The 26049-nt window shown below is 35.3% G+C and carries 19 protein-coding genes; 16 read left to right on the plus strand and 3 right to left on the minus strand.

All coding sequences use genetic code 11. The features are described from left to right. The first annotated feature begins 20 nt into the window (after positions 1-20). Positions 21-479, plus strand: a complete 459-nt coding sequence (locus tag ACOCEA_RS05685; RefSeq protein WP_420755244.1) for a DinB family protein — start codon at positions 21-23, stop codon at positions 477-479. Here ACOCEA_RS05685 and ACOCEA_RS05690 read toward each other — a convergent pair whose 3' ends face one another. Next, a complete protein-coding gene (locus ACOCEA_RS05690) occupies positions 480-1223 on the minus strand; it encodes a DUF3298 and DUF4163 domain-containing protein (RefSeq protein ID WP_420755245.1) in 744 nt (247 codons plus the stop codon). It lies immediately after the preceding gene. Between the two features lie 86 nt (positions 1224-1309). Here ACOCEA_RS05690 and ACOCEA_RS05695 point away from each other — a divergent pair, with 86 nt between their 5' ends. The 4 genes from ACOCEA_RS05695 to ACOCEA_RS05710 all read left to right on the plus strand — a co-directional run bounded on the left by ACOCEA_RS05695 (position 1310) and on the right by ACOCEA_RS05710 (position 7259). Next, complete coding sequence (locus ACOCEA_RS05695; protein WP_420755246.1) at positions 1310-2464, plus strand: cystathionine gamma-synthase; 1155 nt, start codon at positions 1310-1312, stop codon at positions 2462-2464. Positions 2465-2646: 182 nt separating this feature from the next. Beyond that, positions 2647-3990, plus strand: coding sequence for an NADP-specific glutamate dehydrogenase (gdhA, locus tag ACOCEA_RS05700; protein WP_420755247.1), 1344 nt, complete (start codon positions 2647-2649; stop codon positions 3988-3990). A gap of 136 nt (positions 3991-4126) precedes the next feature. Beyond that, positions 4127-4846: a DNA repair protein RecO gene (recO, locus tag ACOCEA_RS05705; protein ID WP_420755248.1), complete on the plus strand. Its 720-nt coding sequence runs from the start codon at positions 4127-4129 to the stop codon at positions 4844-4846. A gap of 1 nt (position 4847) precedes the next feature. Beyond that, on the plus strand, positions 4848-7259 hold the full coding sequence (locus tag ACOCEA_RS05710) for a TonB-dependent receptor (protein WP_420755249.1): 2412 nt from the start codon (positions 4848-4850) through the stop codon (positions 7257-7259). Between the two features lie 51 nt (positions 7260-7310). Here the strand turns inward: ACOCEA_RS05710 and ACOCEA_RS05715 are convergent, their stop codons facing one another. Then, positions 7311-7634: a hypothetical protein gene (locus tag ACOCEA_RS05715; RefSeq protein WP_420755250.1), complete on the minus strand. Its 324-nt coding sequence runs from the start codon at positions 7632-7634 to the stop codon at positions 7311-7313. Positions 7635-7849: 215 nt separating this feature from the next. Between ACOCEA_RS05715 and ileS the strand changes: the two genes are divergently transcribed. The 4 genes from ileS to ACOCEA_RS05735 are packed head-to-tail and all read left to right on the plus strand — an operon-like array spanning position 7850 to position 12996. Beyond that, a complete protein-coding gene (gene ileS, locus ACOCEA_RS05720; RefSeq protein ID WP_420755251.1) occupies positions 7850-11248 on the plus strand; it encodes an isoleucine--tRNA ligase in 3399 nt (1132 codons plus the stop codon). A gap of 4 nt (positions 11249-11252) precedes the next feature. Then, positions 11253-11633, plus strand: a complete 381-nt coding sequence (locus ACOCEA_RS05725; RefSeq protein WP_420755252.1) for a TraR/DksA family transcriptional regulator — start codon at positions 11253-11255, stop codon at positions 11631-11633. Between the two features lie 42 nt (positions 11634-11675). Then, positions 11676-12296 (plus strand): DUF4097 family beta strand repeat-containing protein, encoded by a 621-nt coding sequence (locus ACOCEA_RS05730; protein ID WP_420755253.1) that lies wholly within the window; start codon positions 11676-11678, stop codon positions 12294-12296. 31 nt (positions 12297-12327) lie between these two features. Next, positions 12328-12996, plus strand: a complete 669-nt coding sequence (locus tag ACOCEA_RS05735; RefSeq protein WP_420755254.1) for a lipoprotein signal peptidase — start codon at positions 12328-12330, stop codon at positions 12994-12996. Here the strand turns inward: ACOCEA_RS05735 and ACOCEA_RS05740 are convergent. Continuing rightward, entirely contained in the window at positions 12972-13544 is a 573-nt protein-coding gene (locus tag ACOCEA_RS05740) for a 5-formyltetrahydrofolate cyclo-ligase (protein WP_420755255.1), read from the minus strand. The two genes, ACOCEA_RS05735 and ACOCEA_RS05740, sit on opposite strands and share 25 nt — an antisense overlap. A gap of 512 nt (positions 13545-14056) precedes the next feature. Here ACOCEA_RS05740 and uvrC point away from each other — a divergent pair. The 7 genes from uvrC to ACOCEA_RS05775 all read left to right on the plus strand — a co-directional run bounded on the left by uvrC (position 14057) and on the right by ACOCEA_RS05775 (position 25973). Continuing rightward, the gene (gene uvrC / locus ACOCEA_RS05745; RefSeq protein WP_420755256.1) at positions 14057-15844 is read left to right on the plus strand and encodes an excinuclease ABC subunit UvrC; all 1788 of its coding nucleotides are present in this window, start codon (positions 14057-14059) and stop codon (positions 15842-15844) included. Then, positions 15828-18131 carry a patatin-like phospholipase family protein gene (locus tag ACOCEA_RS05750; RefSeq protein WP_420755257.1) on the plus strand — a complete coding sequence of 768 codons (2304 nt, stop codon included), beginning with the start codon at positions 15828-15830 and terminating at the stop codon, positions 18129-18131. Before uvrC ends, ACOCEA_RS05750 begins: the two co-directional genes overlap by 17 nt. Positions 18132-18450: 319 nt before the next feature. Continuing rightward, entirely contained in the window at positions 18451-19230 is a 780-nt protein-coding gene (locus ACOCEA_RS05755) for a DUF3108 domain-containing protein (protein ID WP_420755258.1), read from the plus strand. Between the two features lie 6 nt (positions 19231-19236). Further along, complete coding sequence (locus tag ACOCEA_RS05760; RefSeq protein ID WP_420755259.1) at positions 19237-20205, plus strand: tryptophan 2,3-dioxygenase family protein; 969 nt, start codon at positions 19237-19239, stop codon at positions 20203-20205. Between the two features lie 2 nt (positions 20206-20207). Continuing rightward, positions 20208-21497 carry a peptidoglycan DD-metalloendopeptidase family protein gene (locus tag ACOCEA_RS05765; protein WP_420755260.1) on the plus strand — a complete coding sequence of 430 codons (1290 nt, stop codon included), beginning with the start codon at positions 20208-20210 and terminating at the stop codon, positions 21495-21497. Then, positions 21484-23121, plus strand: coding sequence for a glucose-6-phosphate isomerase (pgi, locus tag ACOCEA_RS05770; RefSeq protein WP_420755261.1), 1638 nt, complete (start codon positions 21484-21486; stop codon positions 23119-23121). Before ACOCEA_RS05765 ends, pgi begins: the two co-directional genes overlap by 14 nt. Before the next feature lie 170 nt (positions 23122-23291). Then, a complete protein-coding gene (locus tag ACOCEA_RS05775) occupies positions 23292-25973 on the plus strand; it encodes a TonB-dependent receptor (protein ID WP_420755262.1) in 2682 nt (893 codons plus the stop codon). Positions 25974-26049 lie beyond the last annotated feature (76 nt).

Below are 26049 nucleotides of genomic sequence, written 5' to 3' on the forward strand. Positions count from 1 at the left end.
CGTATTAAAACCTTGACATTTTGAATAACATATTTGAATTTACACTACAGAACAGAAAAAACCTAAGTACGTTACTTGAAAGTACTTCAAAGGAGGATTTATTAAAAATCCCTGAAGGTTATAGAAATAACATTTGGTGGAACATAGCTCATGTTGTGGTAACCCAACAAGTATTGTTATATAAACTAAGTGGGCTGCCGATGAGAGTTCCTGAGGAATTAATAAATAAGTTTAAAAAAGATACGGTTCCGGATGGCACAGCTAAAGACGAAGAAATAAAAATGATTGCTGACCTTTTAGTCGTCACTGTAATTTGGGCAAAAGAAGATTATGAGGCAGGACTTTTTAAAAACTATATGGAATATACAACAAGTGCAAAAGTGACTCTAAAAAATGTTGAGGATGCTATCGCATTTAATCTTTTTCATGAAGGGCTACATTTGGGGTCAATTTTAGCTTTAAGAAAAAAGCTATTATAATTAGTATTTTTCAATAAACACCAGAAAATCCTTTAATTCAGGATAGGGCAGGGTAAGGATAATTGGCCCGTCTGCATAGGAAGCTATCTCGTATTGCTCATAAAAAAGTTGAAGTCCATCTTGTGTATATCCTATATTTTCCGGCAGATTAAATGTTTCAGATTCAAACATAAAACCCGTGCTATTGATAGGTTGGGAAATAGGTATTTTTTCTTGTTCCCTAAATTTGGTTTCTGCAAAGGCGATAAATTTTTCTTTATCCTTAAATAACTGAGAGTTATCCAATTCTATTCCTTTTACTTTATCAAAATTTAAAAAGTGTATGGTAGAGTAGCCATGTGCGCCACCGGTAAATAAATAGGATTCTAACTTTATGGTTAAAACATTATCATCTTCATAAGAGACCGTACATTTAATGGTAGCTTCCCATGGTGTGGTTTCTTCCACATACTTTTCCCGTAATTCCCCAAATTCTTTTTGAAAGGATGAAATGGCATTATTTACATCACTAGCAGATTGATCTTCATTAAAATTTAAAGTATATATTATCTCCTCTGCAAGTGCAGTGTTAATGGTTCTACCAATTTTACCATCATTTAATACTTTGGGGTATTCTACCGTAACCAAGGCACAGTCATTACAATGTGGGTTGTTTAAAGAAATGGGTTCAAATATGAGTTTGTTTTCCTTTTCACATGATAGAATCACGATAAGTAGAAATAAGTACAATATTGGGGTTTTCATATCTTAAAAACACTTTTGGGGCTAAATTAGCTCTTCATTGTAATCTCCGAAAGATAACGATACATTTGTTTTAATAATTTTAGTTTATGGGTAAAAAACCGTTAAAATTTAATAGTAAGGTTATTCATGGAGGGCAACAACCAGATTGTGCTTATGGTGCGGTAATGGCCCCGATTTACCAAACATCCACATACGCACAATCTACTCCAGGGAATCATAAGGGCTACGAGTACTCTAGAACTGCAAATCCAACGCGTACGGCTTTGGAGAATGCCCTAGCTTGTATAGAAAATGGTAATTATGGACTTGCATTTGCTAGTGGATTGGCGGCTATAGATGCTGTTATTAAATTACTTCAGCCAGGGGACGAGGTGCTTTCTACAAATGATCTTTATGGTGGGAGTTATAGGCTATTTAAGCAAATATTTGAACGATATGGCATCATTTTTAAGTTTGTAGGGATGCAAAATGCTGGGAATATTGCAAGGCATATCAATTCAAAAACAAAATTAATTTGGGTTGAGACTCCAACCAACCCAATGATGAATATTATAGACATAATGGCAATTTCTAAACTTGCCAAACAATATAATGTTCTTTTAGCAGTAGATAACACATTTGCTACACCATATTTACAAACACCGTTAGATCTTGGGGCAGATATTGTAATGCATTCCGCTACCAAATATTTGGGAGGGCATAGTGATGTTGTGGTTGGAGCACTTATTGTAAGGAACAAGGAGCTGGCCAAAAGATTATACTTTATACAAAATGCAAGTGGTGCCATTTGTGGCCCCATGGATAGTTTCCTGGTTTTAAGAGGAATAAAAACCTTACATGTACGCATGCAGCGACATTGTGAAAATGGAAGAGCAATAGCATTGTTTTTGGTAAAACATCCCAAAATAGAAAAAGTCTACTACCCTGGATTGGAAGATCATCCCAATCATGATATCGCAAAAAGTCAAATGAAGGACTATGGCGGAATGATTTCATTTGTAACCAAAGGTAGCAGTTATGAAGATGCCATTGCATTGGTAGAGCGCTTACAGGTATTTACTTTGGCAGAATCGTTAGGAGGTGTAGAAAGTCTTGCCGGACACCCCGCAAGTATGACACATGCCAGTATTCCTAAAGAGGAAAGAGAGAAAAGTGGAGTTGTAGATGCCATGGTTCGACTAAGTGTTGGTATTGAAGATATAGACGATCTTATTGCAGATTTAGAACAGGCTTTGGGGTAGATACGAGATAAATTTATAGTTTAGAGCAAAAGCGTGACTATTCTTCATATAATTCAAAACAACACAGATAAAACAATAAAATTTATTGAATAATTAAAAAAACAGCACTTAAATTATAATAATAATATAATTTTGCCGATATATTTTGAATTCGTTAATTTAAATTGATATCAATTATCTCTATGGAAGCAAAAATTAAAGCGTTTATGGATGAGGTGAAAACCAGAAATGGTCATGAGCCAGAATTTATCCAAGCAGTACAGGAAGTAGCCGATACTGTAATACCTTACATTGCAAAACATGAAATTTATAACGGTAAGAACATTTTGCTCAGAATGGTTGAGCCAGAAAGGCTAATATCATTTAGAGTGGCATGGGTAGATGATGAAGGAGAGATCCATGTGAATCGTGGCTACCGTATCCAAATGAATTCTGCTATAGGACCTTACAAGGGTGGCCTGCGTTTTCATCCTACGGTAAACGCAAGTATTTTAAAGTTTTTGGCATTTGAACAAGTATTCAAGAACAGTTTGACCACTTTGCCTATGGGCGGTGGTAAAGGAGGGTCTGATTTTGACCCAAAAGGCAAATCAGATGATGAGGTAATGCGTTTTTGCCACGCTTTTATGTTAGAACTCAATAGGCACATAGGTCCTAATACGGATGTGCCAGCTGGAGATATTGGTGTAGGCGCCAGGGAAATAGGTTACTTGTTCGGAATGTATAAAAAAATTAGAAATGAGTTCACAGGGGTACTAACAGGGAAAGGACTTTCTTGGGGAGGATCTAAAATACGACCAGAAGCAACAGGGTATGGTACAGTATATTTTGCACAGAGTATGTTAAAAACTAAAGGGGAGGATTTTGATGGTAAAACCGTTGTTATTTCAGGTTCTGGAAATGTGGCACAGTATGCAGCTGAAAAAGTTATACAGCTTGGAGGTAAAGTAATTACATTATCTGATTCTAGTGGGTATGTTGTAGATGAGGCTGGTATAGATGAAGAGAAGTTGGCTTTTGTAATGGATTTAAAGAACAATAAAAGAGGACGTATATCAGAATATGCAGTTAAATATTCTTCTGCAACATACCATAAGGGTAAAACACCATGGGAAGTAAAATGTGATATAGCCTTGCCTTGTGCAACCCAAAATGAGATGGATGAAAAAGATGCCAAGAAGCTCATGGATAATGGCTGTATTTGTGTCGCTGAAGGCGCAAATATGCCTTGTACAACTGAGGCGGTACATGCGTTTCATGACGCAAAATTACTATTCGCCCCAGGAAAGGCATCCAATGCAGGTGGTGTAGCCACCTCTGGTTTAGAAATGTCACAAAACTCCTTGAGAATTAGTTGGACAAGGGAGGAGGTAGATGAAAGGTTAAAAGGTATTATGGCTGATATACACGATTCTTGTATAGCTTATGGAAAAGAGGAGGACGGTTATTGCAATTATGTAAAAGGTGCAAATATTGCAGGTTTCGTAAAAGTTGCAGATGCTATGTTGGCCCAAGGTGTCATCTAAAAATAGAAAATAGCTCATTAAACGAGCAATAATTGGTAGACCTAACAGATAATTGTTATTTGTTAGGTCTTTTTTATTTGATACCGGTGGTTTGCTTTGTTTATGGCTATTATCTTTGTGCAAATCGTTAAAGTAGATGCAAATAACCACCAAGGCCATTATTTTAACCCAACTAAAATATGGGGATACCAGTCTTATTGTAAAAGCATTTACAGCTTCAGCTGGGGTTAAATCTTACTTGTTAAAAGGAGTATTGGCATCAAAAAAAGGAAAGCTTAGAACAGCACTTTTTCAGCCACTAACTCAACTAGAGCTTGTTGCCAATCATCGTAATAAAGGAACCCTAGAAAGTATTAGGGAGGCCAAAGTGAGTTATCATTACCAAACCTTACATACCAATGTGGTTAAAAATGCCATGTCATTTTTTTTAGCGGAAATGTTGGGAAATAGCATTTATGAAGAAGAACAGAACGATGAGCTTTTTAGCTTTATAGAGGCATCGCTACAATGGTTGGATATGCATACTGAAATTTCCAATTTCCACCTCCATTTTTTATTGCTACTTACCAAGTACCTAGGCTTTTACCCGGATACCAATGCTATCGATGCTGATTGTTTTGACCTGTTGGAAGGGGAGTTTAATAGAGTACCAACATTGAACCCATTATTGACTGGTGAAAACCTTTCATTTTTTAAACAATTTTTAGGCATAAATTTTGATACAATTCATACAATCAAGATGAGGAAGGAAAATCGTCAAGAGTTGCTCAAATCCCTTGTTCTCTATTATGAATTACATCTACAAGGATTTAGAAAACCTAAGTCACTTGCAATTCTAAATGAAGTTTTCAATTAGTATGCACAAAATTACATTTGTTGTTTTATTTTTATGTACAATTATTGGTCGGTCGCAAGAAGTCATTATTCTAGATATCGAAACTAATGAACCCATTGCAAATGTGGCCATATTTAATAACGATAAAAGTAAAATTGCCCTGACAGATTTTGATGGGAATTTTAATACCTCAAAATTTTCAAGCAGGGAACGTCTAACGATCCAACATCTTAGTTACGAGGTAAAGAAAACCACCAAAGAACAAATCGGCAAACAAGATTTTAAGGTTTATCTTGTTATGAAGCCGGAGCAGTTAGATGAGGTAATTATGTCTGTTTCTAAATGGGAACAGCAGAAAAAAGATATTCCAAATAAAATTACTTCAATAGACGCAAGGACCATTGCATTTACAACACCCCAAACTTCGGCGGACTTATTGCAAAATAGCGGCAAGGTCTTCGTGCAAAAAAGTCAGTTAGGTGGGGGTAGTCCTATGATACGTGGTTTTTCAACCAATAGATTGGTCTTATCCGTAGATGGCGTACGAATGAACAATGCCATTTTTAGGGGGGGGAATTTACAAAATGTCATTTCTATTGATCCATTTTCTATAAGAAATACTGAAGTAATTTTTGGGCCTGGCTCTGTTATATATGGTAGTGATGCTATAGGAGGCGTCATGAATTTTTATACTAAAAGGCCAACATTAAGTCCCAAGGATGCACTATTGGTCCATGGAAACTCAAATTATCGTTTTGCAACGGCAAATACGGAAAATACCATACATACAGATATAAATATTGGAAAAAGTAAATGGGCATCACTTACCAGTTTTACTTATAATGAATTCGGTGATTTAAATATGGGTAAAAAAGGACCTGATTCTTATTTAAGGGAAACCTATGTGCAAACCGTGAATGGAAAGGATATTTTGTGGAATAATGACAATCCTAGAAAACAAGTTACAACGGGTTATGATCAGATTAACATTATGCAAAAAATCCTTTTTAAACCTAATGCCAATTGGGATTTAAATTTAGGGGCATATTATTCTGAAACTTCAGATTATTCTAGATATGACCGCTTGATTAGACCAACTAGTGATGGGGAAGGACTCAGGTCTGCAGAATGGTATTACGGTCCACAAAAATGGTTTATGGCCAATGCGCAGTTAAAAAAGAAAGGGAACGGGAAATTTTATGATGGGTTAAAAGTTACAACAGCCTACCAGCATTTTGAAGAAAGCAGAAACAATAGGGATTTTCAAGATGCCATGTTAAATAATACAACTGAAAAGGTAGATGCATTGAACATCAATTTAGATTTTGAGAACAAGAAAATTGGGAACTTTAGATTGTATTATGGCAGCGAATTTATATTTAATAAAGTCTATTCCAAAGGTTCAGACATCAACATAGTTACAAAAGAGGTTTTAAATGCGCCCTCAAGATATCCTAATGGGTCAACTTGGAAAAGTTTGGCGGGTTATGTAAATGGGGAATATAAAGCAAAACCAAATTTTACCATAATGTCCGGTCTGAGATATAGCCAGGTTTGGATTAATGCACTTTTTGACCAAACCTTTTATGATTTTCCGTTTGATGATGCTGACCTGAGTACGGGAGCAGTTACAGGAAGTTTGGGATTTAGCTGGTTCCCAAAAGAAGATCTACAGATTACAGTGAATGGCTCCACGGGATTTAGGGCGCCGAACATTGATGATGTAGGTAAAATATTTGATTCTGAACCAGGTTCAGTGGTAGTGCCCAACCCAGATTTAGAATCAGAATATGCCTATAATATAGAGTTTGGCATTCAAAAAAACTTTAAGGACAAGGTGGTGTTAAAAGGGGCTACATTTTATACGTATTTGGTTGATGCCCTAGTGCGGAGGGACTTTTCTTTTTACGGAATGGAGCAAATAGAGTATAATGGGGAATTGAGCAATGTTCAGGCAATTCAGAATGCGGCAAAAGCTTATGTTTATGGTTTTGAGTTTGGGTTGGATGCTTTTATATCGGATAATTGGTCCTTATCAAGCAACTTAACGATTACGGAAGGTATTGAGGAAGAGGATGACGGAACAGATACGCCAGCAAGACATGCTGCTCCTACATTTGGTGATTTCCATGTGATTTGGAAGAACCAAAAATTAAAGACTGATGTATTCCTTAACTATAATGGAGAACTTGGTTATGAAGATTTGGCATTGTCGGAACGGTCAAAGGATTATATCTATGCCAAAGACACTAAAGGTTATCCATATTCACCTTCATGGTACACGTTGAATTTTCGTTCACAATACAATATTTCTAATAGGGTAAAGGCCACTTTGAGTTATGAGAACATTACAAACCAACGGTACAGGTCATATTCTTCCGGGATTGCTTCAGCGGGGAATAACCTTATATTAGGTTTGGGATATCATTTTTAAAAATGAAAAAGCCCGAATTATTCGGGCTTCAAATCAAAACTAATTAATGATTTAGTTTTTTACTGCCTCTTTAACTTCTTTAGCCTTTTCAGAAACTTTGTCAGCGGCATCTTTAGTGGCGTCTTTAACATCTTCGCCAGCTTCTTTTACTGCTTCAATCGCATCCTCACCAGCTTCTTTTGCAGAATTCATTGCATCCTCACCTGCTTCTGCAGCGTTGTCAATCGCATCTTCAGCCGCATCCATCATATCTTCACCGGCTTCTTTTAGGTCTTCACCTGTTTCCTCTAAAGCCTCACCAGCTTGCTCAGCAGCATCTTTGGCTTTGTCTGTGGTTTCCCTACAAGAAACTAAGGAGATGCTTAATGCTAACATTAATACTGAACCTAGAATTACTTTTTTCATTTTTGTTAATTTTTAGTGTTTGTTTATAAGGATATGTACGTTTCAAAACCTAATTTGGATCTACATTATTTTTTAATTGCACCGTACTTTACCTTTTTATCTATTTCAATACTGATATCGATGTCTAGTTAAATCTAATTTTTATAATTTTGCAGCCTTAAAACCCAGTACTATAAGCATTTCGTATGAAGTTCGAAGAATATAAAGGATTAAACTTACCAAAGGTTGCAGAAGAAGTTCTAAGCTACTGGAAAGAACATGGAATATTTGAAAAAAGTATAAGTTCCAGAGAAGGTAGTGAGAGTTATGTTTTTTATGAAGGACCACCTTCTGCAAATGGTATGCCTGGTATACACCATGTTATGGCCAGGACCATAAAGGATATATTTCCTAGGTACAAGACCATGAAAGGTTTTCAAGTAAAACGTAAAGCAGGTTGGGATACCCATGGTTTACCCATTGAGCTTGGTGTTGAAAAAGAATTGGGAATTACAAAGGAAGATATTGGAACTAAAATTTCTGTTGAAGAATACAACGCTGCCTGTAAAAAAGCGGTTATGCGTTATACAGATGTTTGGAATGCTATGACAGAGCAGGTAGGGTATTGGGTAGATATGAACGACCCATATATTACCTATAAATCAAAATATATGGAATCTGTTTGGTGGTTGCTAAAACAGATTTATGATAAAAATCTAATATACAAAGGGTATACCATACAACCGTATTCCCCAAAGGCAGGTACGGGGTTAAGTTCTCATGAATTAAATCAACCGGGAACCTATCAAGATGTTACTGACACGACCGTTGTTGCCCAATTTAAGGCAGTTGAGGAAACCTTGCCAGACTTTTTACAGAATGAGGGAACAATATATTTTCTGGCTTGGACTACCACGCCATGGACACTCCCTTCCAACACGGCATTAACTGTTGGCACCAAAATAGATTACGTATTGGTAGAGACCTATAACCAATACACCTTTGAGCCAATGAATGTGGTGCTTGCAAAAAATTTGGTTGGGAAGCAGTTTTCTGGCAAGTATTATGCAGTTGAACAAAAACCAGATTTGATCGGATATAATTCCGGCGATAAAAAAATACCGTTTTACATCGTAAAGGAGTTTAAGGGTAAAGAGCTCTTGGAGATAAAGTACCAACAGTTGCTGGATTATGTCTTGCCTTATGAAAATGCTGAAAATGCATTTAGGATTATTGCAGGGGATTTTGTTACAACGGAAGATGGTACGGGTATAGTACATACTGCTCCAACGTTTGGTGCCGATGATGCTTTTGTAGCAAAACAAGCGGTACCGGAGATTCCACCCATGTTGGTTTTGGACGAAAATGCCAACTTGGTTCCATTAGTAGATTTACAGGGAAAATTTAGACCAGAATTAAAAGAGCTTGGAGGTAAATATGTCAAGAATGAATATTATGAAGATGGGCAAGCACCAGAACGATCTGTTGACGTTGAGATAGCGATAAAATTAAAAGAAGAGAACAAGGCATTTAAAGTAGAAAAGTACGTGCACAGCTATCCTAACTGCTGGCGTACAGACAAACCAATCTTGTATTATCCATTAGATTCATGGTTTATTAAGGTTACAGATGTCAAAGACCGCATGTTTGAACTTAACCAAACCATAAATTGGAAACCAAAGGCTACAGGAGAAGGTAGGTTTGGCAATTGGTTGGCAAACGCAAATGATTGGAATTTATCCAGATCTAGATATTGGGGTATTCCATTGCCTATTTGGAGAACAGAGGACGGTAAGGAAGAGGTAATTATTGGCTCGGTTGCCGAATTAAAATCTGAAATACAAAAAGCACTTCGTGCGGGGGTGTTACAAAATGATGTATTTGAAGATTTTGAAGTAGGAAACATGTCGGATGACAACTACGAGAAAATAGATTTACATAAGAACATTGTTGACCAAGTTACATTGGTATCCCCTTCAGGAAAGCCAATGAAACGTGAAAGTGATTTAATAGACGTTTGGTTTGATAGTGGTTCTATGCCATACGCCCAATGGCATTATCCCTTTGAGAATAAAGATTTAATTGATGAGGGTAGAACTTTTCCGGCAGATTTTATAGCAGAGGGTGTTGATCAGACTAGAGGTTGGTTTTATACCCTACATGCAATTGCCACAATGGTTTTCGACTCTGTTGCGTATAAAAATGTAGTTTCTAACGGTTTAGTTTTAGATAAGGAAGGCAAAAAAATGTCCAAAAGATTGGGTAATGCTGTGGATCCATTTGAGACTATGAACGAACACGGGGCAGATGCAACCCGTTGGTATATGATTAGCAATGCCAATCCTTGGGATAATTTAAAATTTGATACTGATGGCATTCTTGAGGTAAAGAGGAAATTCTTTGGCACGCTTTATAATACGTATTCTTTCTTTGCGCTATATGCCAATATTGATAATTTTAGCTTTGAGGAAAAGGTAATACCCGTAAAAGACAGGCCAGAAATAGATCGTTGGATATTATCTGAGCTGAACTCACTAATTGGGGTGGTAGACGAGGCATATTCAGATTATGAACCTACTCGTGCCGCTAGGGCAATTTCAGATTTTGTCCAGGAAAATTTAAGTAATTGGTATGTTCGATTATGTAGAAGGCGTTTTTGGAAAGGAGAATATGGCCAAGACAAAATAGCGGCATATCAAACCTTATATACATGTTTGGTAACTGTTTCCAAACTAAGTGCACCTGTGGCGCCATTCTTTATGGATCAACTCTATAGGGATTTAATGGCAACAACAAAAGAAGAACTTTTTGAAAGCGTTCATTTGGCAAATTTCCCTGTTGGGGACGTTTGTTTAATAGACAAGGGCTTAGAAGCTAAAATGGGCAAGGCACAGACAATTTCATCTTTGGTGTTGTCTATTCGCCAAAAAGAGAAGATAAAAGTAAGACAGCCGCTTCAAAAAATCATGATTCCGGTGCGGGATGAGCAGGATAAAGCTGATATTCTTGCGGTTTCTGATTTAATTAAATCTGAAGTGAACGTAAAGGAGGTTCAGTTATTGGATGACGCCTCCGGAATTTTAGTTAAACGTATTAAGCCCAATTTCAAGACGTTAGGCCCAAAATTTGGCAAGGATATGAAATTAGTGGCCCAGGCAGTAAACCATTTTTCACAGGAAGATATCCAAAAAATTGAGCAAGAGGGCGAAATATCCATCCAAATAGAAAATAAAAGCATTATTTTACAGTTTCAGGATGTAGAGATTAGTTCACAAGATATAGAAGGTTGGCTAGTAGCAACATCGGGCAAAATAACAGTAGCATTAGATGTTACGATAAATGAGGAGTTAAGAAAAGAAGGTATTGCCAGGGAGCTGGTGAATAGAATTCAAAATTTAAGAAAGGAATCTGGTTTTGAGGTAACGGATAAAATAGATGTTAAAATGCAGAAAGATGGTTTTGTTGAACAGGCCGTTTCTAGTAATTTAACATATATTAAAACTGAAACTTTGACAGCAGAACTTAATTTTGAGGAAAAGTTAGAAAATGGCACAGAGATTGCCTTTGATGAAGTAAACACTAAATTGTTGATTGAAAAGCATTAATAAGATGGCAGAAGATTTAAAAGTAAGATATTCAGACAAAGATTTGGCTGAATTCAAAAGCCTGATAGAGGAAAAAATAGTAAAAGCAAAAAGTCATTTAGAGCTTTTAAAAAGCTCCTATATGAATGATGGTAACAATGGCACTGACGATACCTCGCCCACATTCAAGGCATTTGAGGAAGGTTCTGAAACTATGAGCAAAGAAGCCAATACGCAATTGGCCATTAGGCAGGAGAAATTTATTAGGGACTTAAAAAATGCCCTATTAAGAATAGAAAATAAAACCTATGGCATTTGTAGGGTGACAGGAAAACTGATTAATAAAGAAAGACTAAAGTTAGTGCCGCATGCAACTTTAAGTATAGAAGCTAAGAATATGCAATAGTAAACAAGAACGCCTTCATTGGCGTTTTTTTAATAGTATACATTGAGAAGTATTTTTTTCACTCTCTTTCTTGTAGTGTTTTTGCCCTTAACAGCACAAAAGAAAGTAGCAAAGTCTATCCTAAAGGAATCCATTCATTTAATCCAGATTGATGCCAATAGTTGTTTTGAGGTAGTTTTACAAACGTCAACTACTAATGAAATACTAATTGAGGCACAAATGGATGGAGAGTACAGCAATGAACTTTTTTTAAATCTTTTAGAGAACGGGAATACCTTACAGGTTAATGCAGGTTTTGGTCCAAACTATAAAAATCCTAACGACAAATTAAGTGCACATAAAGTGGTGTCCATTGCCTTAAAGGTTACCATACCACAATTTAAAAATGTTAAAGTTCATGGAACAAGCGCAAATATTATAGCTTACGGTGAATATGATAATTTAGGGATTTCACTTTCAGATGGTATTTGTAGGCTAAAAGGCTTATCTGGAAAAGTAGAGGTCAAGACGCAAAATGGAAATATTTTTGTTGAGGCAAATAAGGCTATAATCATTTCGTCAAGCAAATATGGGACAGTTAGTAACAATCCAATAGATGATGGTGCAAGCTTATATCAATTGAGTACGGTAACAGGTGATATCATCTTAAATAAAACAAAATAATATTTATATTTTTGCACTTTGAAAAAACCATATGAATCTTAAAAAATCAGTAGTAGTTATTCTTTTGATATTAATAATAGATCAATGGAGTAAAATTTATATCAAGACCCATTTTGTTTTGGGAGAATCTATTGAGGTATTTAGTTGGTTTAAGATTCTTTTTATTGAAAATGAGGGAGCAGCATGGGGTGCTAAGCTAAGTGATGTGCTTCCAATATCGGACAGTATAGGTAAACTTATCTTGACCATTTTTAGGTTGTTTGCCATTTTTGGTATCGGATATTGGCTTTTTGATGTTATAAAAAAGAATGCATCAAAAACATTAATAATTGCTGTTTCATTGATATTTGCTGGTGCTCTTGGCAATATATTGGACTCAATGTTTTACGGGTTATTGTTTAATGATAGTTATAATGAAGTGGCTACTTTATTTTCAAACGAACCTTATGGCAAAGTCTTTTATGGTAAGGTGGTAGATATGCTCTATTTTCCAATGGTAGACGCTACTTGGCCAGAATGGGTGCCTTATTTTGGCGGAGGTAACTTTAGGTTTTTCGAACCTGTATTCAATATTGCTGATACAGCAATAAGTACAGGAGTAGGTATTTTATTGGTCTTTAACAAGAAGGCTTTTAAAAATAGTGCCGATGAAGAGCATCAATCGGTAAAGGATGATCATGAGGTTTCTGGGAATGAATAGATATTTTCTGGGGTAACACAAAAATCGAGAGGTATATCATTTGGGTCAATATCAGAAATTTTATCTTCGGCCTCAAATAAGGACAATCCAACCTTAATGACATCTTTTTTGCATTCTTTTAAAAAACGATCGTAAAAACCTTTGCCATAACCTACCCTATTGCCTTTTTGGTCAAATGCCAGCAATGGGATGAAAACTACATCAATCTTTTCTGGCTGTATGGGAATGCCGTCAATAGGTTCAGGAACACCCCAATGGCTATTTTTAAATCTAGTATTGTCTGTTAAAAGATAATGCTCTAAAGAAGTATTGGTTACAACTTTGGGTACTATTATATTTTTGTCCTTGCCCTGTAGAATAGACAATAGGTTTATAGTGTCAACTTCTTTTTTGGTTTTAATCGGTAAAAAAATGTGGTAATAGTTGAATGTCCAAATAGGTAGTTCTAATGAAATATTAGCTATTGAAAGACTTTTTGAAGCAAGTGAAACTGTAGAAAGTTCTGCTCTAAGGGTATCGTATTTTTCACGTAAATCTTTCTTCAACATGGTTGAAAAATGATTTTGTATTGGGGCACAGTTATTTAAAACTTATTCTTTTCCAGCAACCGCAAAGAAAACTTTAAAAAACAGCATTAAAATTAAGTAAGTCCCAAGAGTTATTATATAGCTTTCCATTATTCAGGGGTTTTGTTCAGTGTTAAATGTAAGTAAAAAAATCATCAAATTTCCTTGAACGGACACTTTTTATCGATAAAAAGCACTTTTTTTTGAAAAAATTAACTTTCAAGTGAATATTCATAATGCGTAATTTGGCATAATTGTCTGAAAATCAATAAATAAGATAAATAGAGCCATGTAAAAAATTCATTATGTGATAATTATTGCAAGGTTATTTTTATTTATTTTCAATATAACCCTTTAAAATCAAGAATTTAATAACCTCTAGTTTGGGGTTATTATATATTAATGTTTGTTAAAGTGAAGAAAAATGTATTTCATTATTTTAAAAAGAAAGTAATTTATATCTTCTAAGAAAAAGAGTTCTATCTATATCACCTATGTCCAATATTCCTATTAATGTTCAATTAAGCACGCTGCCTAATAGTCCTGGTGTTTATCAATTTTATGATTCTAAGGAGACCATATTATACGTAGGAAAGGCCAAAAACCTAAAAAAGCGAGTTTCATCTTATTTTACTAAAAATCATGAGTATGGTAAGACTAGGGTCTTGGTTAAGAAGATTGTGACCATCAAGCATATAGTAGTACCTACAGAATCCGATGCGCTGTTGTTGGAGAATAATCTTATAAAGGAATATAGGCCTAGGTATAATGTTCTTTTAAAGGATGATAAATCGTACCCTTGGCTTTGTTTAAAAAACGAAAGGTTTTCTAGATTATTCCCTACCAGGCGTACAATAAAGGATGGGTCTGAGTATTTTGGACCTTATACTAGTATGAAAACGGTAAGAACTTTGTTAGACCTAATTAAGAGTGTATATCCTTTACGGACTTGTAATTATGATCTTTCAAAGGATAAAATACGTTCTGGAAAATATAAGGTTTGTTTAGAATATCATTTGGGTAATTGCAAAGGGCCCTGTGAGGGGCTTCAAAGTGAAGAGGATTACCAACGTCAAATTAATGATATACGTGAAATAGTAAAAGGTAATTTTAAATCCTCCTTACTTTACTTTAAAGGTCAAATGAAAAAATTGGCTTCTGATATGCGTTTTGAGGAAGCGCAGCTGATAAAGGATAAGATAGAGGTGTTGGAAAACTATCAGGTAAAATCTACTATAGTCAACCCTAAGATCAGTAATGTAGATGTTTTCTCGATTATATCGGACAAATCTTATGCCTATGTGAATTTTTTACAATTGAGCCATGGCTCTATTATTCGCTCCCATACCATGGAGATAAAAAAGAAATTAGATGAAGAGGATGCCGAGTTATTGCAGCTGGCGATTATTGATATTAGACAGCGTTTTAACTCTAGTTCCAAAGAACTCTATCTTCCATTTAAGGTTGTGATTGATGAATCCTTAAAAGTCACTGTGCCTAAATTGGGAGATAAAAAAAGAATTTTAGAATTATCTGAGCGCAATGCAAAATTCTATAGACAGGAGCGGTTTAATCAAATTAAAATAATTGATCCAGATCGCCATACCAATAGGATAATGTCTCAAATGAAAAAGGATTTGCGACTTTCTGCAGAACCTAAACACATAGAATGTTTTGATAACAGTAATATTCAAGGTACTAATCCGGTAGCAGCTTGTGTGGTGTTTAGAGATGGTAAACCAAGTAAAAGGGAATATAGACATTATAATATTAAAACTGTAGATGGTCCAGATGATTTCGCATCTATGGAAGAAGTGGTTTTTAGAAGATATAGGCGCCTTTTAGATGAAGATGAACCATTGCCTCAACTTATTGTAATAGATGGTGGTAAGGGGCAATTATCCTCCGCGCTTAAGAGCTTGGATATTTTAGGACTTAGAGGTAAAATTGCTATTGTTGGTATTGCCAAGCGATTGGAGGAAATTTATTTCCCGGAGGATCCAATTCCGTTATATCTAGACAAAAAATCGGAAAGCCTAAAAATAATACAACAATTAAGGAATGAAGCCCATAGGTTCGGAATAACATTTCATAGAAATAAAAGAAGTAAAGCGGCCATTAATTCTGAACTAGAAAATATTGATGGTATAGGAGAAAAAACGGCAAGTCAATTATTAAAGAGCTTCAAGTCTGTTAAAAGAATAAAAGAAGCTAACTTAGACAGTCTAACCGAAATAATAGGGGTGTCAAAAGCAAAGATTGTATATGAAGCATTTCATTAGGGTTATACCTGCATATTTTCTATTGTCTAAATGGCTTTGGTCGTCTTTGTTGCTACTTTGTTTAATGGCGGTGAAAGGGCAAGAAAAAACGCAATTTGGCGGTAAAAAGATTGGTGTAGTTCTTAGTGGTGGCGGTGCAAAGGGTCTTGCTCATATTGGTGCGTTAAAGGTTATAGAAGAGGCCGGGGTAGAAATAGATTATATTGGGGGCACAAGTATGGGTGCTATTATCGGTGCCCTTTATGCGTCTGGCTATTCTGCAGACCAATTAGATTCCATTTTTAAGGTTACAGACCTATTAAGTCTTATTGAGGATAAACTTCCACGAAGTGCCAAAACATTTTATGAAAAGGAGGATACAGAAAGATATGCATTAACATTACCATTTGATAATTTTAAGGTTACTATTCCAACGGCCTATTCCGGTGGGCAGAATATATATAATGAACTTATAAGGTTGTTATACCATGTAAAGGATATTAACAATTTTTCTGAACTGCCCATCCCTTTTGTATGTATCGCAACCAATATAGAAACAGGTAAGGAAGTAGTACTGGATTCCGGTTATTTGCCCCAAGCCATAATGGCCAGTGGTACGCTACCATCTCTTTTTGAACCTTCTAGTATTGACGATATGGTGCTTATAGATGGTGGTGTAGTAAATAATTATCCAATAGATAAAGTCCGTGAGATGGGGGCGGATATAGTTATAGGTATCGACGTACAACATGGCCTATCTGAAAGGGATGCCCTTTTATCGGCAACTGAGATTCTTTTACAAATTAATAATTTTAGAACGGTTGAGGATATGGTGGAGAAGTCCATAAAAACAGATATCTATATTAAACCAAAAATCGAAAAATATAGCGTTATCGAATTTGACAAAGCTGCCGAAATTGTAAAAAGTGGTGAGGTGGCCGCAATAGAGCTTTTGCCAGAACTAAAGAAAATAGCCACTAGAGTCAATGGGTCTAAACCAAAAATTAAAATCATGGGCCTGCAGGATAGCATCATGATAAATAGGCTTATAATAAATGGCGATCATGAGCACACGCGTGGTTATATTAAAGGTAAATTACGTTTTAAATTAGGGGAGCCCATTGCATTTAAAAAATTACAACAAGGTATAAGTAATTTAACGGCAACAGGTAATTTTAACACCAATAGGTATAAGCTTGTCTCTAATGGAGCCGGTGAGGACTTAATTCTAAGATTGGATGAGACTACGAATAAGTCTTTTTTGAGATTAGGTGCCCACTATGATGATTTGTATAAAAGTGCAGCCTTAATAAATTTAACATATAAAAATATTGCCTTTAGAGATGATGTTGCTTCTTTTGACCTTATGTTGGGAGATAATGTGAGATATAATTTTGAGTATTATATAGATAAGGGTACATATTGGAGTTTTGGATTCAACTCCAGATTTAATCAATTTAAACAGGAAATTAATTTTGATTTGATCAGGGATAATTTTGAAGTACCTTCCACCGCAAATCTAAATCAAATAACCTTAGACCTATCCGATTTCACCAATCAGATTTATTTGCAAACCGTATTACGGGAAGAGTTTGCATTTAACCTTGGTGCAGAACTAAAACATTTAAAGTTTAGCACAAGCACACTTGGTGAAGTAGCAAACGGTTCTAATACCACGGCCCAATTGAATACAAATGAACGCACATATTTTGAAAAGAGTAATTTCTTTAGTGTGTTTGGAAATTTAAGGTTGGATACTTATGATGACAAATATTTTCCAACTAGAGGTTTGTTTTTTGATGGTGATATGCACTATTATATCTTATCCTCTGATTTTAATAATAATTTTAAAGATTTTTCTGTTTCAAAGGCAAGAATAGGTATGGCCTTTCCAATAGTTAAAAATTTAGCGATAAATATAGAAACCGAAGGTGGGTTTAAACTTGGCACATCCAATGTAACTTCTTTTGATTTTGTTTTGGGTGGTTTCGGGACTGATCTCATCAATAATCTAGTACCATTTTATGGGTATGACTTTTTAAGTCTCCCAGGGAATAGTTTTGTAAAGGCTTACAGTAGATTGGATTTTGAATTTTTGCCTAAAAACCATTTGTTGTTCTCGGCCAATTTTGCCAATGTAGAAGATGATATTTTTAGAACTGGTGAATGGTTTACTTCTCCAAACTTCTCTGGCTATGGGGTAGGCTATGGATGGGAATCCTTTTTGGGTCCCGTTCAAGTAATCTATTCATGGTCACCAGAGATAGAAAACAGTAATTTCTTTTTTAGTATTGGGTATTGGTTTTAGTTAAATAGAGTCTTCGTTTTCCTAATACTTTCCCAATAAATACAGGCAATTGTGAAGATTTGTTAAGTTTATCGTTAAAGTAAGTTAAAACCTATACGTAAGAAAAAAGGTTGTTTAATTTTACATCAGTAAGGGGTGGTTCCCTTACAACTTTAAGTATTGGTTTTTCATAATTTAAAGTTTGGTTGGTTATTTAGGAAAAGCCCAGTTTAAAGACTGGGCTTTTTTTATACAATACTTTGGAATAAATTTTGTTTAAGTTATTGTAAGAATGGCATATATGTCAATTCTATTAGTAATTTTATCTAAAAACTACGTTATGAAAAGGATTTTCTTCATTCTCCCTTTTATGTTTATTTCGGGATTATTTGCACAAAGTGGAGGATCTGCATTTAAAAGTGGGGAATGGCTAAAGTTTAGAATGCATTATGGTTTTCTTAATGCCAGTTATGCGACCTTGCAGGTAAAAAATGCTAAAATAGACTCCATACCCGTTTATCATGTAGTTGGCCATGGAGAAACCACCGGATTTGCGAGTTTGTTCTTCAAGGTTGATGATACTTACGAAAGTTATTTTGATAAAAAAGACGGTAAACCATATAAGTTTATAAGAAAGATAGATGAAGGTGGATACAAAAAAGATGTCGAGATAAATTTTGATCATAAAAATGACAAAGCAATCTTAAATGACAAGAAAAACAAGAAAAAGCTTAATTTTACCCTTGAAGACAGCATACAGGATTTAATTTCTGCGTTTTATTTTTTAAGGAATAATTACGAGCCAGCAGATTTAACAGTTGGTGAGGCCATAGACCTTAAAATGCTTTATGATGATGATGGTATATTTAATTTTAAATTAAAATACCTTGGAAAGGAAATTGTCCATACCAAGTACGGTAAAGTAGAATGTCTTAAATTTAGACCTTTGGTACAATCGGGGAGGATTTTTAAGGAACAAGAAAGTTTATCCCTCTGGGTTTCCAATGACGATAATAGAATTCCGATAAGGATAAAGGCAGATTTGGCAGTGGGTGCCATTAAAGCTGATTTGGATGGTTATAACGGTCTAAAACATCAATTTAAGATAGTAATGGATTAGCTTGCAATGGAAGATAAAGAGCGCATTAAGTCTCAGATTTTAAAACTTGAAGAAAAATATAAAGACTCCGGTCAAGACTTAAGCTCATATCTGGACGGTCTTCTTTATCAACGCTACTTAACGTATTGGGACTACATACATTTAGATACCTTATTAAGTCTTCAAATACCAAGAACACATTTTCCTGATGAAGAAATATTCATCATGTACCACCAGATTACCGAATTATATTTTAAACTCATTTTACATGAGCAAAAGCAATTGGTTGATGATAAATCACAACGGCTGGATTTTTTCCTTGAAAAAATAAGAAGAATCAATAGCTACTATACTGCTTTAATATCCTCTTTTGGTATTATGATAAAAGGTATGGAGCGTGAACAATTTCTTAAATATAGAATGGCGTTGTTACCGGCAAGTGGCTTTCAGTCTGCACAATTTAGAATGATAGAGATATACTCTACACCAATGGAAAATTTGGTACATATATCTAAAAGAGGACACTATTCTTCTGAAACTAATTTGGAGGAACTATATGAGAACATTTATTGGAAAAAGGGTGCGACTGATATGGAAACTGGCGAGAAAACACTTACATTGAAACAGTTTGAGTATAGGTACACGCCTAGGCTCATAAGAATTGCAAGACAGGTTAAGGACAGCACAATTTATAATAAGTATTTATCGTTGTCATTGGAGCAGCAAAAAGATAAAGAACTTATAAAGGCACTAAAGGCATTAGACGTTAATGCAAATATTAATTGGCCCCTAATGCACATGGGTTCTGCACATAGATATTTAGGAAAGGAATCTGTAAATATTGATGCAACAGGTGGTACCAACTGGAAAGAATATTTACCTCCAAGTTTCCAAAAAGTCATATTTTTTCCTAAAATCTACAGTAATAAAGAAATTAACGAATGGGGTAAACAGTGGGTAGACCATATGTTTAATCCTAATAAAATAGGTTCATAAAAATGCATAAATATTGGGGCGTAATATTCGCATTGACCGTAACATTCTCCTGTAAGGATAAAAATCAGGTCGAAGTAAATAATAGTTTAGTAGAAATAGCCGAGGTTAAAAAACCTATAAAAAAACACTTTGGTTTTAACTTAGATGAGTTTAATGTTCAGTTAGACACGGTTAAATATGGTGATAGTTTTGGAGAGTTAATGTTGAAAAACAATGTGGATTACCCAAAAATCGCTAAAATTTCAGAAGACTTTAAGGACACGTTTGATGTTAGGAAAATAAGGGTAGGTAAACCGTACTCTATCTTAAAATCAAAGGATACTACAGAAAAGGCCCAGGTTTTTATATATGAAAATGACCCAATTAATTATACAGTTGTAGATTTAAGGGATAGTGTTACCGCCTATAGGAGCAAAAAGAAAGTTAGGTATGTTGAACGAGAGGCATCGGGAGAAATAGAAACATCGCTATCCGAAGCCATTCTTGATCAAGGTATAGACTATAATGTAACCAATAATCTATCTGAAATATATGCCTGGACCATTGACTTCTTTAGGTTGCAAAAAGGTGATAAGTTTAAGGTTATTTATAAGGAGAAATATATAAATGATACGGTCTACGCTGGCGCAGAGCCTATAGAGGCAGCCTATTTTGAACATAATGGAAGACCAATTTATGCATTTGCATATGAAAATGATTCCTTAAATAATATAGTTGATTATTTTGATGATGAGGCCAATAACCTAAGAAGAACATTTTTAAGGGCGCCAGTTCAGTTTAGTAGAATATCATCGCGATATAACTTAAAACGACGAATTCGCTATTATGGATACAAATTAAGGCCGCATAAGGGCACAGATTATGCAGCGCCAATTGGTACACCAATTTTGGCAACAGCAGATGGCACAGTAATAGAATCTACAAGAAGAGGAGGCAATGGTAAATATGTAAAGATTAGACATAACGCTACATATGCCACCCAATATCTGCATATGAAAGCCCAAAAAGTTAAAAAAGGTGAATTCGTTAGACAGGGCGATGTGATTGGCTGGATTGGAATGACCGGTAATACAGGTGGGCCACATGTATGTTATCGTTTTTGGAGAAATGGTAAACAAGTAGATCCACTTAAAGAAGATTTACCACAAGCAGAACCTTTGGCAGAACCCTTGCGACCCGCATATTATGGTCACATCAACCCAATAAAAGAACAATTGGATTGCATCGCATATCCTGAAAAAATAAATGAAGAAGAATTTCTAACACTTAATGAAGAAAATGTCGCTAAATAAAACCAATCCAACAACCACCCTAGCCTGGAAAAAATTATCTGATCATTATTCAAAAACCAAAGAACATCATTTAAAAGAACTTTTTGCATCTGATAAGAAAAGAGCAGAAACCTTTAGTATAAAATTCAATGATTTTCTTCTAGACTATTCGAAAAACAGAATTACTTCAGAAACATTGGATATTTTGCTTCAATTGGCGGAAGAGGTTCAATTAAAGGACGCTATTTCAAAATACTTTTCTGGAGATCAAATAAATGAGACAGAAGATAGGGCAGTTTTACATACGGCCTTAAGGGCTAACCCTAACGATTGTGTTTTAGTAGATGGGCAGAATGTTATGCCTGAAATAAATGAGGTAAAGCAACATATAAAGTACTTTACAGACGATGTTATTAATGGAAAAAGTAATGGTTATACCGGAAAAGCTTTTACTGATGTTGTTAATATAGGTATTGGTGGGTCAGATCTAGGCCCCGCAATGGTAACAGAAGCATTACGGTTTTATAAAAATCATTTAAACCTTCATTTTGTAAGTAATGTTGATGGTGACCATGTACATGAAATTTTAAAAGGATTAAACCCAGAGACCACTTTGTTTGTGGTGGTATCCAAAACGTTTACCACTCAAGAAACCTTGAGTAATGCAACAACCATTAAAAAATGGTTTTTGAAATATGGATCACAGGAAGATATTGCTAAACATTTTGCTGCGGTTTCTACAAATACTGAAAAGATAGCAGAATTTGGGATAGCATCAGAAAATGTGTTCCCAATGTGGGATTGGGTTGGTGGAAGGTTTTCACTTTGGAGTGCGGTTGGCCTGTCTATAGCACTAGCAGTAGGTTATGAAAATTTCAACAACCTTCTTAAAGGTGCCAATACGATGGATACTCATTTTAAAAATGCGGAATTCAATACTAATATGCCTGTAATTATGGGTCTGATCAGTGTCTGGTATAATAATTTTTATAATGCCGAGACGGAGGCCATAATTCCATACACACAATATTTAAGTAGATTCTCAGCGTATTTACAACAGGGTATCATGGAGAGCAATGGTAAAAGTATGGATCGTAATGGAAAAAAAGTAAGTTATGAAACGGGAACTATAATTTGGGGAGAGCCAGGAACAAATTCGCAACATGCATTTTTTCAGTTAATCCATCAAGGAACCAAATTAATTCCTACAGATTTCATCGGTTTTAAAAATTCGCTGCATGGCGATGTTGATCATCATAACAAATTAATGGCCAATTACTTTGCTCAGACAGAGGCATTGATGAACGGTAAAACCCTGGAAGAGGTTATTTCGGAATTAGAAGTAAAAGGGTTATCTAAATTAGATATTGATAATCTGGCGCCATTTAAGGTTTTTGCCGGAAACAAACCTACCAATACCTTATTGATAGATAAATTAACACCGGAGAGTCTTGGAGCTTTAATAGCACTTTATGAGCATAAAATATTTGTTCAAGGTATTATTTGGAATATTTTTAGTTATGATCAATGGGGAGTAGAATTGGGGAAACAACTAGCTGGAACAATATTAAAGGATATAGAAAGTTCACAAATTGCCGATCATGATAGTTCTACTTTGCGACTTTTACAATATTTTAAGAGTTGATTTACATCTTTATTAATTTTACGCAATTCGCTTCAAGTAATTCATTTTCAGTATTTAAAGTGTGTTAATTAGTTTATTTTTGCATAATATAATTTAACGTTGTCTTAACTTATTAGGTTAAAAAATACAAGACTTTTGCAAAACGTTAAAATTAACAAAACACATAAAAAATGAGAAAAATGTACTTTGCGATCGCGGCATTTTTAATGACCGTAACCGCTTTTTCACAGGGAACAATTACGGGTACTGTTTATGATGGGGAAACCAATACACCATTACCAGGGGCAACCGTAGTGGTAAAAGGGACTACTAACGGTACTTCTTCCGATTTTGATGGAAATTTTATTATTAATATAAGTACCGAGGCAGGTACTTTAGTGGTTTCTTATATTGGATATAATTCCAAACAAGTAACTTTTTCTTCCGCAGGTAACATAGGGAACATAACTTTAAGTCCAAATGCAGAGGAGTTAGAAGGCGTGGTAGTAGTTGGTACAGGTATTATTGACCTTGCTTCTGATAGGCAAACACCTATTGCTGTTTCTTCTATTCCTGTAACAGTAATCCAGGAAAAGATTGGCACACAGGATATTACCATGACTTTGGTCAATACACCTTCAGTTTACGTTTCTGGACAAGCAGGTGGTTTTGGTGACACTAACATGAGAGTTCGTGGTTTTGACCAAGATAATACGGCGTTTCTATTAAACGGACAGCCAATAAATGGGATGGAAGATGGTTTAATGTACTGGTCTAACTGGTCAGGTTTAAACGATATTGCCAGTGGTGTTCAAATCCAACGTGGTCTAGGTTCTTCCAAACTGGCTATTTCTTCTGTCGGTGGCACGGTTAACTTTGTAACTAAAGCTACTGAAATGAATGAAGGTGGTTTTGGTTATGCTACTATTGCCAACGATAACTATATAAAAACATCTGCGGGTTATAATACAGGTATTTCGGAAAAAGGATGGGGTTTAAGTGTAATGCTTTCACACTGGCAAGGAGACGGGTACAATGAGGGTAACTTTGGTGAAGGCCAGACTTATTTTATTTCTGCAGGATATAGACCAAATGATTCACATAACTTCAACTTTTTAATTACCGGGGCGCCACAGTTTCATGATCAAAACTTTACAAAATCTATTTCTACTTATTTAGAAAATGGTTTACGTTATAATAATAACTGGGGTACCTATAAGGGTCAATACTTAACCGAGAGAAGGAATTTTTACCATAAACCAGTGGCGAACTTAAACTGGGATTGGAATATTAGTGAATCTGCTAACCTATCTACAGTTTTATATGCCTCTTGGGGTAATGGTGGTGGTACAGGTAACCGTGGGTCCCGTATCAGAACTGCAGAAGGGCGTATTGATTATGATGCTATTTACGCTCAAAATTCTCAAGTTACAGATGGAGCAGGTGTAAATTTTGGTTCTGAACCTGCATACGTAACCCGTGCTTCTATGAACCTACATAGTTGGTATGGTTTAATAAGTAACTTTGAAAAACAACTTACAGATAATCTTACTTGGAACCTTGGTTTTGATTTAAGAACTTATTACGGAAAGCATTTTAGGGTAGTGTCTGATTTCCATGGTCTTAATTCATGGACTGAGGATATTCGTCTAATTGATCAAAATAACAATCATGAACCTTATGGTAGTTTTGGTACATACAAATTTGTGACAGCTACTGAAAGCTTTAGACCATCTGGTTGGGAAGCAGCTTTTAGCAAATACCCAGAAGACCAGAAAATCGCTTATAGTAATGATGAGCGTATTTCTTACGGAGGATTGTTTACTCAATTAGAGTATGCTACCGATAATTTATCTGCTTTTTTCCAAGGGTCGGTTTCTAATCAATACCACCAAAGATTTGATTTTTATCAATATGCAGACCAATCTTTAATTGATGGTATATCTAGCCAAGCTACAGGTGAGCCGTTGCCTGCCGGAATTGTACCAGGTACAGATTCTGAAAAAGTAAACAACCTAGGTTATAATGCAAAAGCTGGATTTAGCTATAAGCCATCTGATGCCCATAGTTTTTATTTCAACACTGGTTTTTACAATCGCCAACCATACCATGACAATATTTACTTAAACTTTACCAACCAAGTAAATCCATTAACCGAAAACGAAAAGATTTTTGGTTTGGAAGCTGGTTATGGTTTCTCTAGCTCTATTTTTTCAGCTAATGTCAACCTGTATAGGACTTCTTGGAAAGATAGAGTGGTTACAAGCTCTGATGTTGTTAATGATGTACTTACATTTACAACTAATTTTGGCACTGAGCAATTACACTCTGGTGTTGAATTAGACTTTAAAGTAAGACCAACTACAGATCTTTCATTTAATGGTTTTGCATCTATAGGCGATTGGATTTACAAAGGTGAAGCGGTAACGCAGGTAACCGATGAAGAGCGTAATGTTATCAGTCTAGAAAATGTAGATTACGATGGCGGTAAAGTAGGTGGTGCAGCACAACTTTCTGGAGGTCTTGGTTTTAGATATCAAATCTGTGATAATTTTGCTGTAGATTCTGACTGGAGATATTATGACAATTTGTATTCCGATGTTGGCGCGGTTAAAGAAAACTTAGAATTACCTTCCTATAGCTTGTTAGATGCTGGTCTTACTTTTACCGTTCCATTAGGAGCTGATAAATTAAAGCAATTGAAGATAAGAGGTAATATTAACAACCTTTTGGATACGGAATATATTTCTAGATTGACTACTGCCAATTTTGCCCAAGCAGGTGATGAAACTTATGAAGGTATAGCAGTATCAAACCAAGGCTACTTTGGATGGGGTAGAACTTGGAACGTTACCTTAAGATATGATTTCTAGTAGCTAAGCAAATAAAGTATCAATTTTTAAAAAACCCTGCCATTAGGCAGGGTTTTTTTGTTGTTAAATTTCACTA

The organism is Maribacter luteocoastalis (assembly GCF_048890225.1).
In the GTDB taxonomy this organism is placed as follows: Bacteria; Bacteroidota; Bacteroidia; order Flavobacteriales; family Flavobacteriaceae; genus Maribacter; species Maribacter luteocoastalis.

Bases quoted from the DNA above. Each gene is read 5' to 3' on its own strand.
- ACOCEA_RS05690 (WP_420755245.1), bottom strand. From the start codon at position 1,223: ATGAAAACCCCAATATTGTACTTATTTCTACTTATCGTGATTCTATCA.
- ACOCEA_RS05695 (WP_420755246.1), top strand. From the start codon at position 1,310: ATGGGTAAAAAACCGTTAAAATTTAATAGTAAGGTTATTCATGGAGGG.
- gdhA (WP_420755247.1), top strand. From the start codon at position 2,647: ATGGAAGCAAAAATTAAAGCGTTTATGGATGAGGTGAAAACCAGAAAT.
- recO (WP_420755248.1), top strand. From the start codon at position 4,127: ATGCAAATAACCACCAAGGCCATTATTTTAACCCAACTAAAATATGGG.
- ACOCEA_RS05710 (WP_420755249.1), top strand. From the start codon at position 4,848: ATGCACAAAATTACATTTGTTGTTTTATTTTTATGTACAATTATTGGT.
- ACOCEA_RS05715 (WP_420755250.1), bottom strand. From the start codon at position 7,634: ATGTTAGCATTAAGCATCTCCTTAGTTTCTTGTAGGGAAACCACAGAC.
- ileS (WP_420755251.1), top strand. From the start codon at position 7,850: ATGAAGTTCGAAGAATATAAAGGATTAAACTTACCAAAGGTTGCAGAA.
- ACOCEA_RS05725 (WP_420755252.1), top strand. From the start codon at position 11,253: ATGGCAGAAGATTTAAAAGTAAGATATTCAGACAAAGATTTGGCTGAA.
- ACOCEA_RS05735 (WP_420755254.1), top strand. From the start codon at position 12,328: ATGAATCTTAAAAAATCAGTAGTAGTTATTCTTTTGATATTAATAATA.
- ACOCEA_RS05740 (WP_420755255.1), bottom strand. From the start codon at position 13,544: ATGTTGAAGAAAGATTTACGTGAAAAATACGATACCCTTAGAGCAGAA.
- uvrC (WP_420755256.1), top strand. From the start codon at position 14,057: ATGTCCAATATTCCTATTAATGTTCAATTAAGCACGCTGCCTAATAGT.
- ACOCEA_RS05750 (WP_420755257.1), top strand. From the start codon at position 15,828: ATGAAGCATTTCATTAGGGTTATACCTGCATATTTTCTATTGTCTAAA.
- ACOCEA_RS05755 (WP_420755258.1), top strand. From the start codon at position 18,451: ATGAAAAGGATTTTCTTCATTCTCCCTTTTATGTTTATTTCGGGATTA.
- ACOCEA_RS05760 (WP_420755259.1), top strand. From the start codon at position 19,237: ATGGAAGATAAAGAGCGCATTAAGTCTCAGATTTTAAAACTTGAAGAA.
- ACOCEA_RS05765 (WP_420755260.1), top strand. From the start codon at position 20,208: ATGCATAAATATTGGGGCGTAATATTCGCATTGACCGTAACATTCTCC.
- pgi (WP_420755261.1), top strand. From the start codon at position 21,484: ATGTCGCTAAATAAAACCAATCCAACAACCACCCTAGCCTGGAAAAAA.
- ACOCEA_RS05775 (WP_420755262.1), top strand. From the start codon at position 23,292: ATGAGAAAAATGTACTTTGCGATCGCGGCATTTTTAATGACCGTAACC.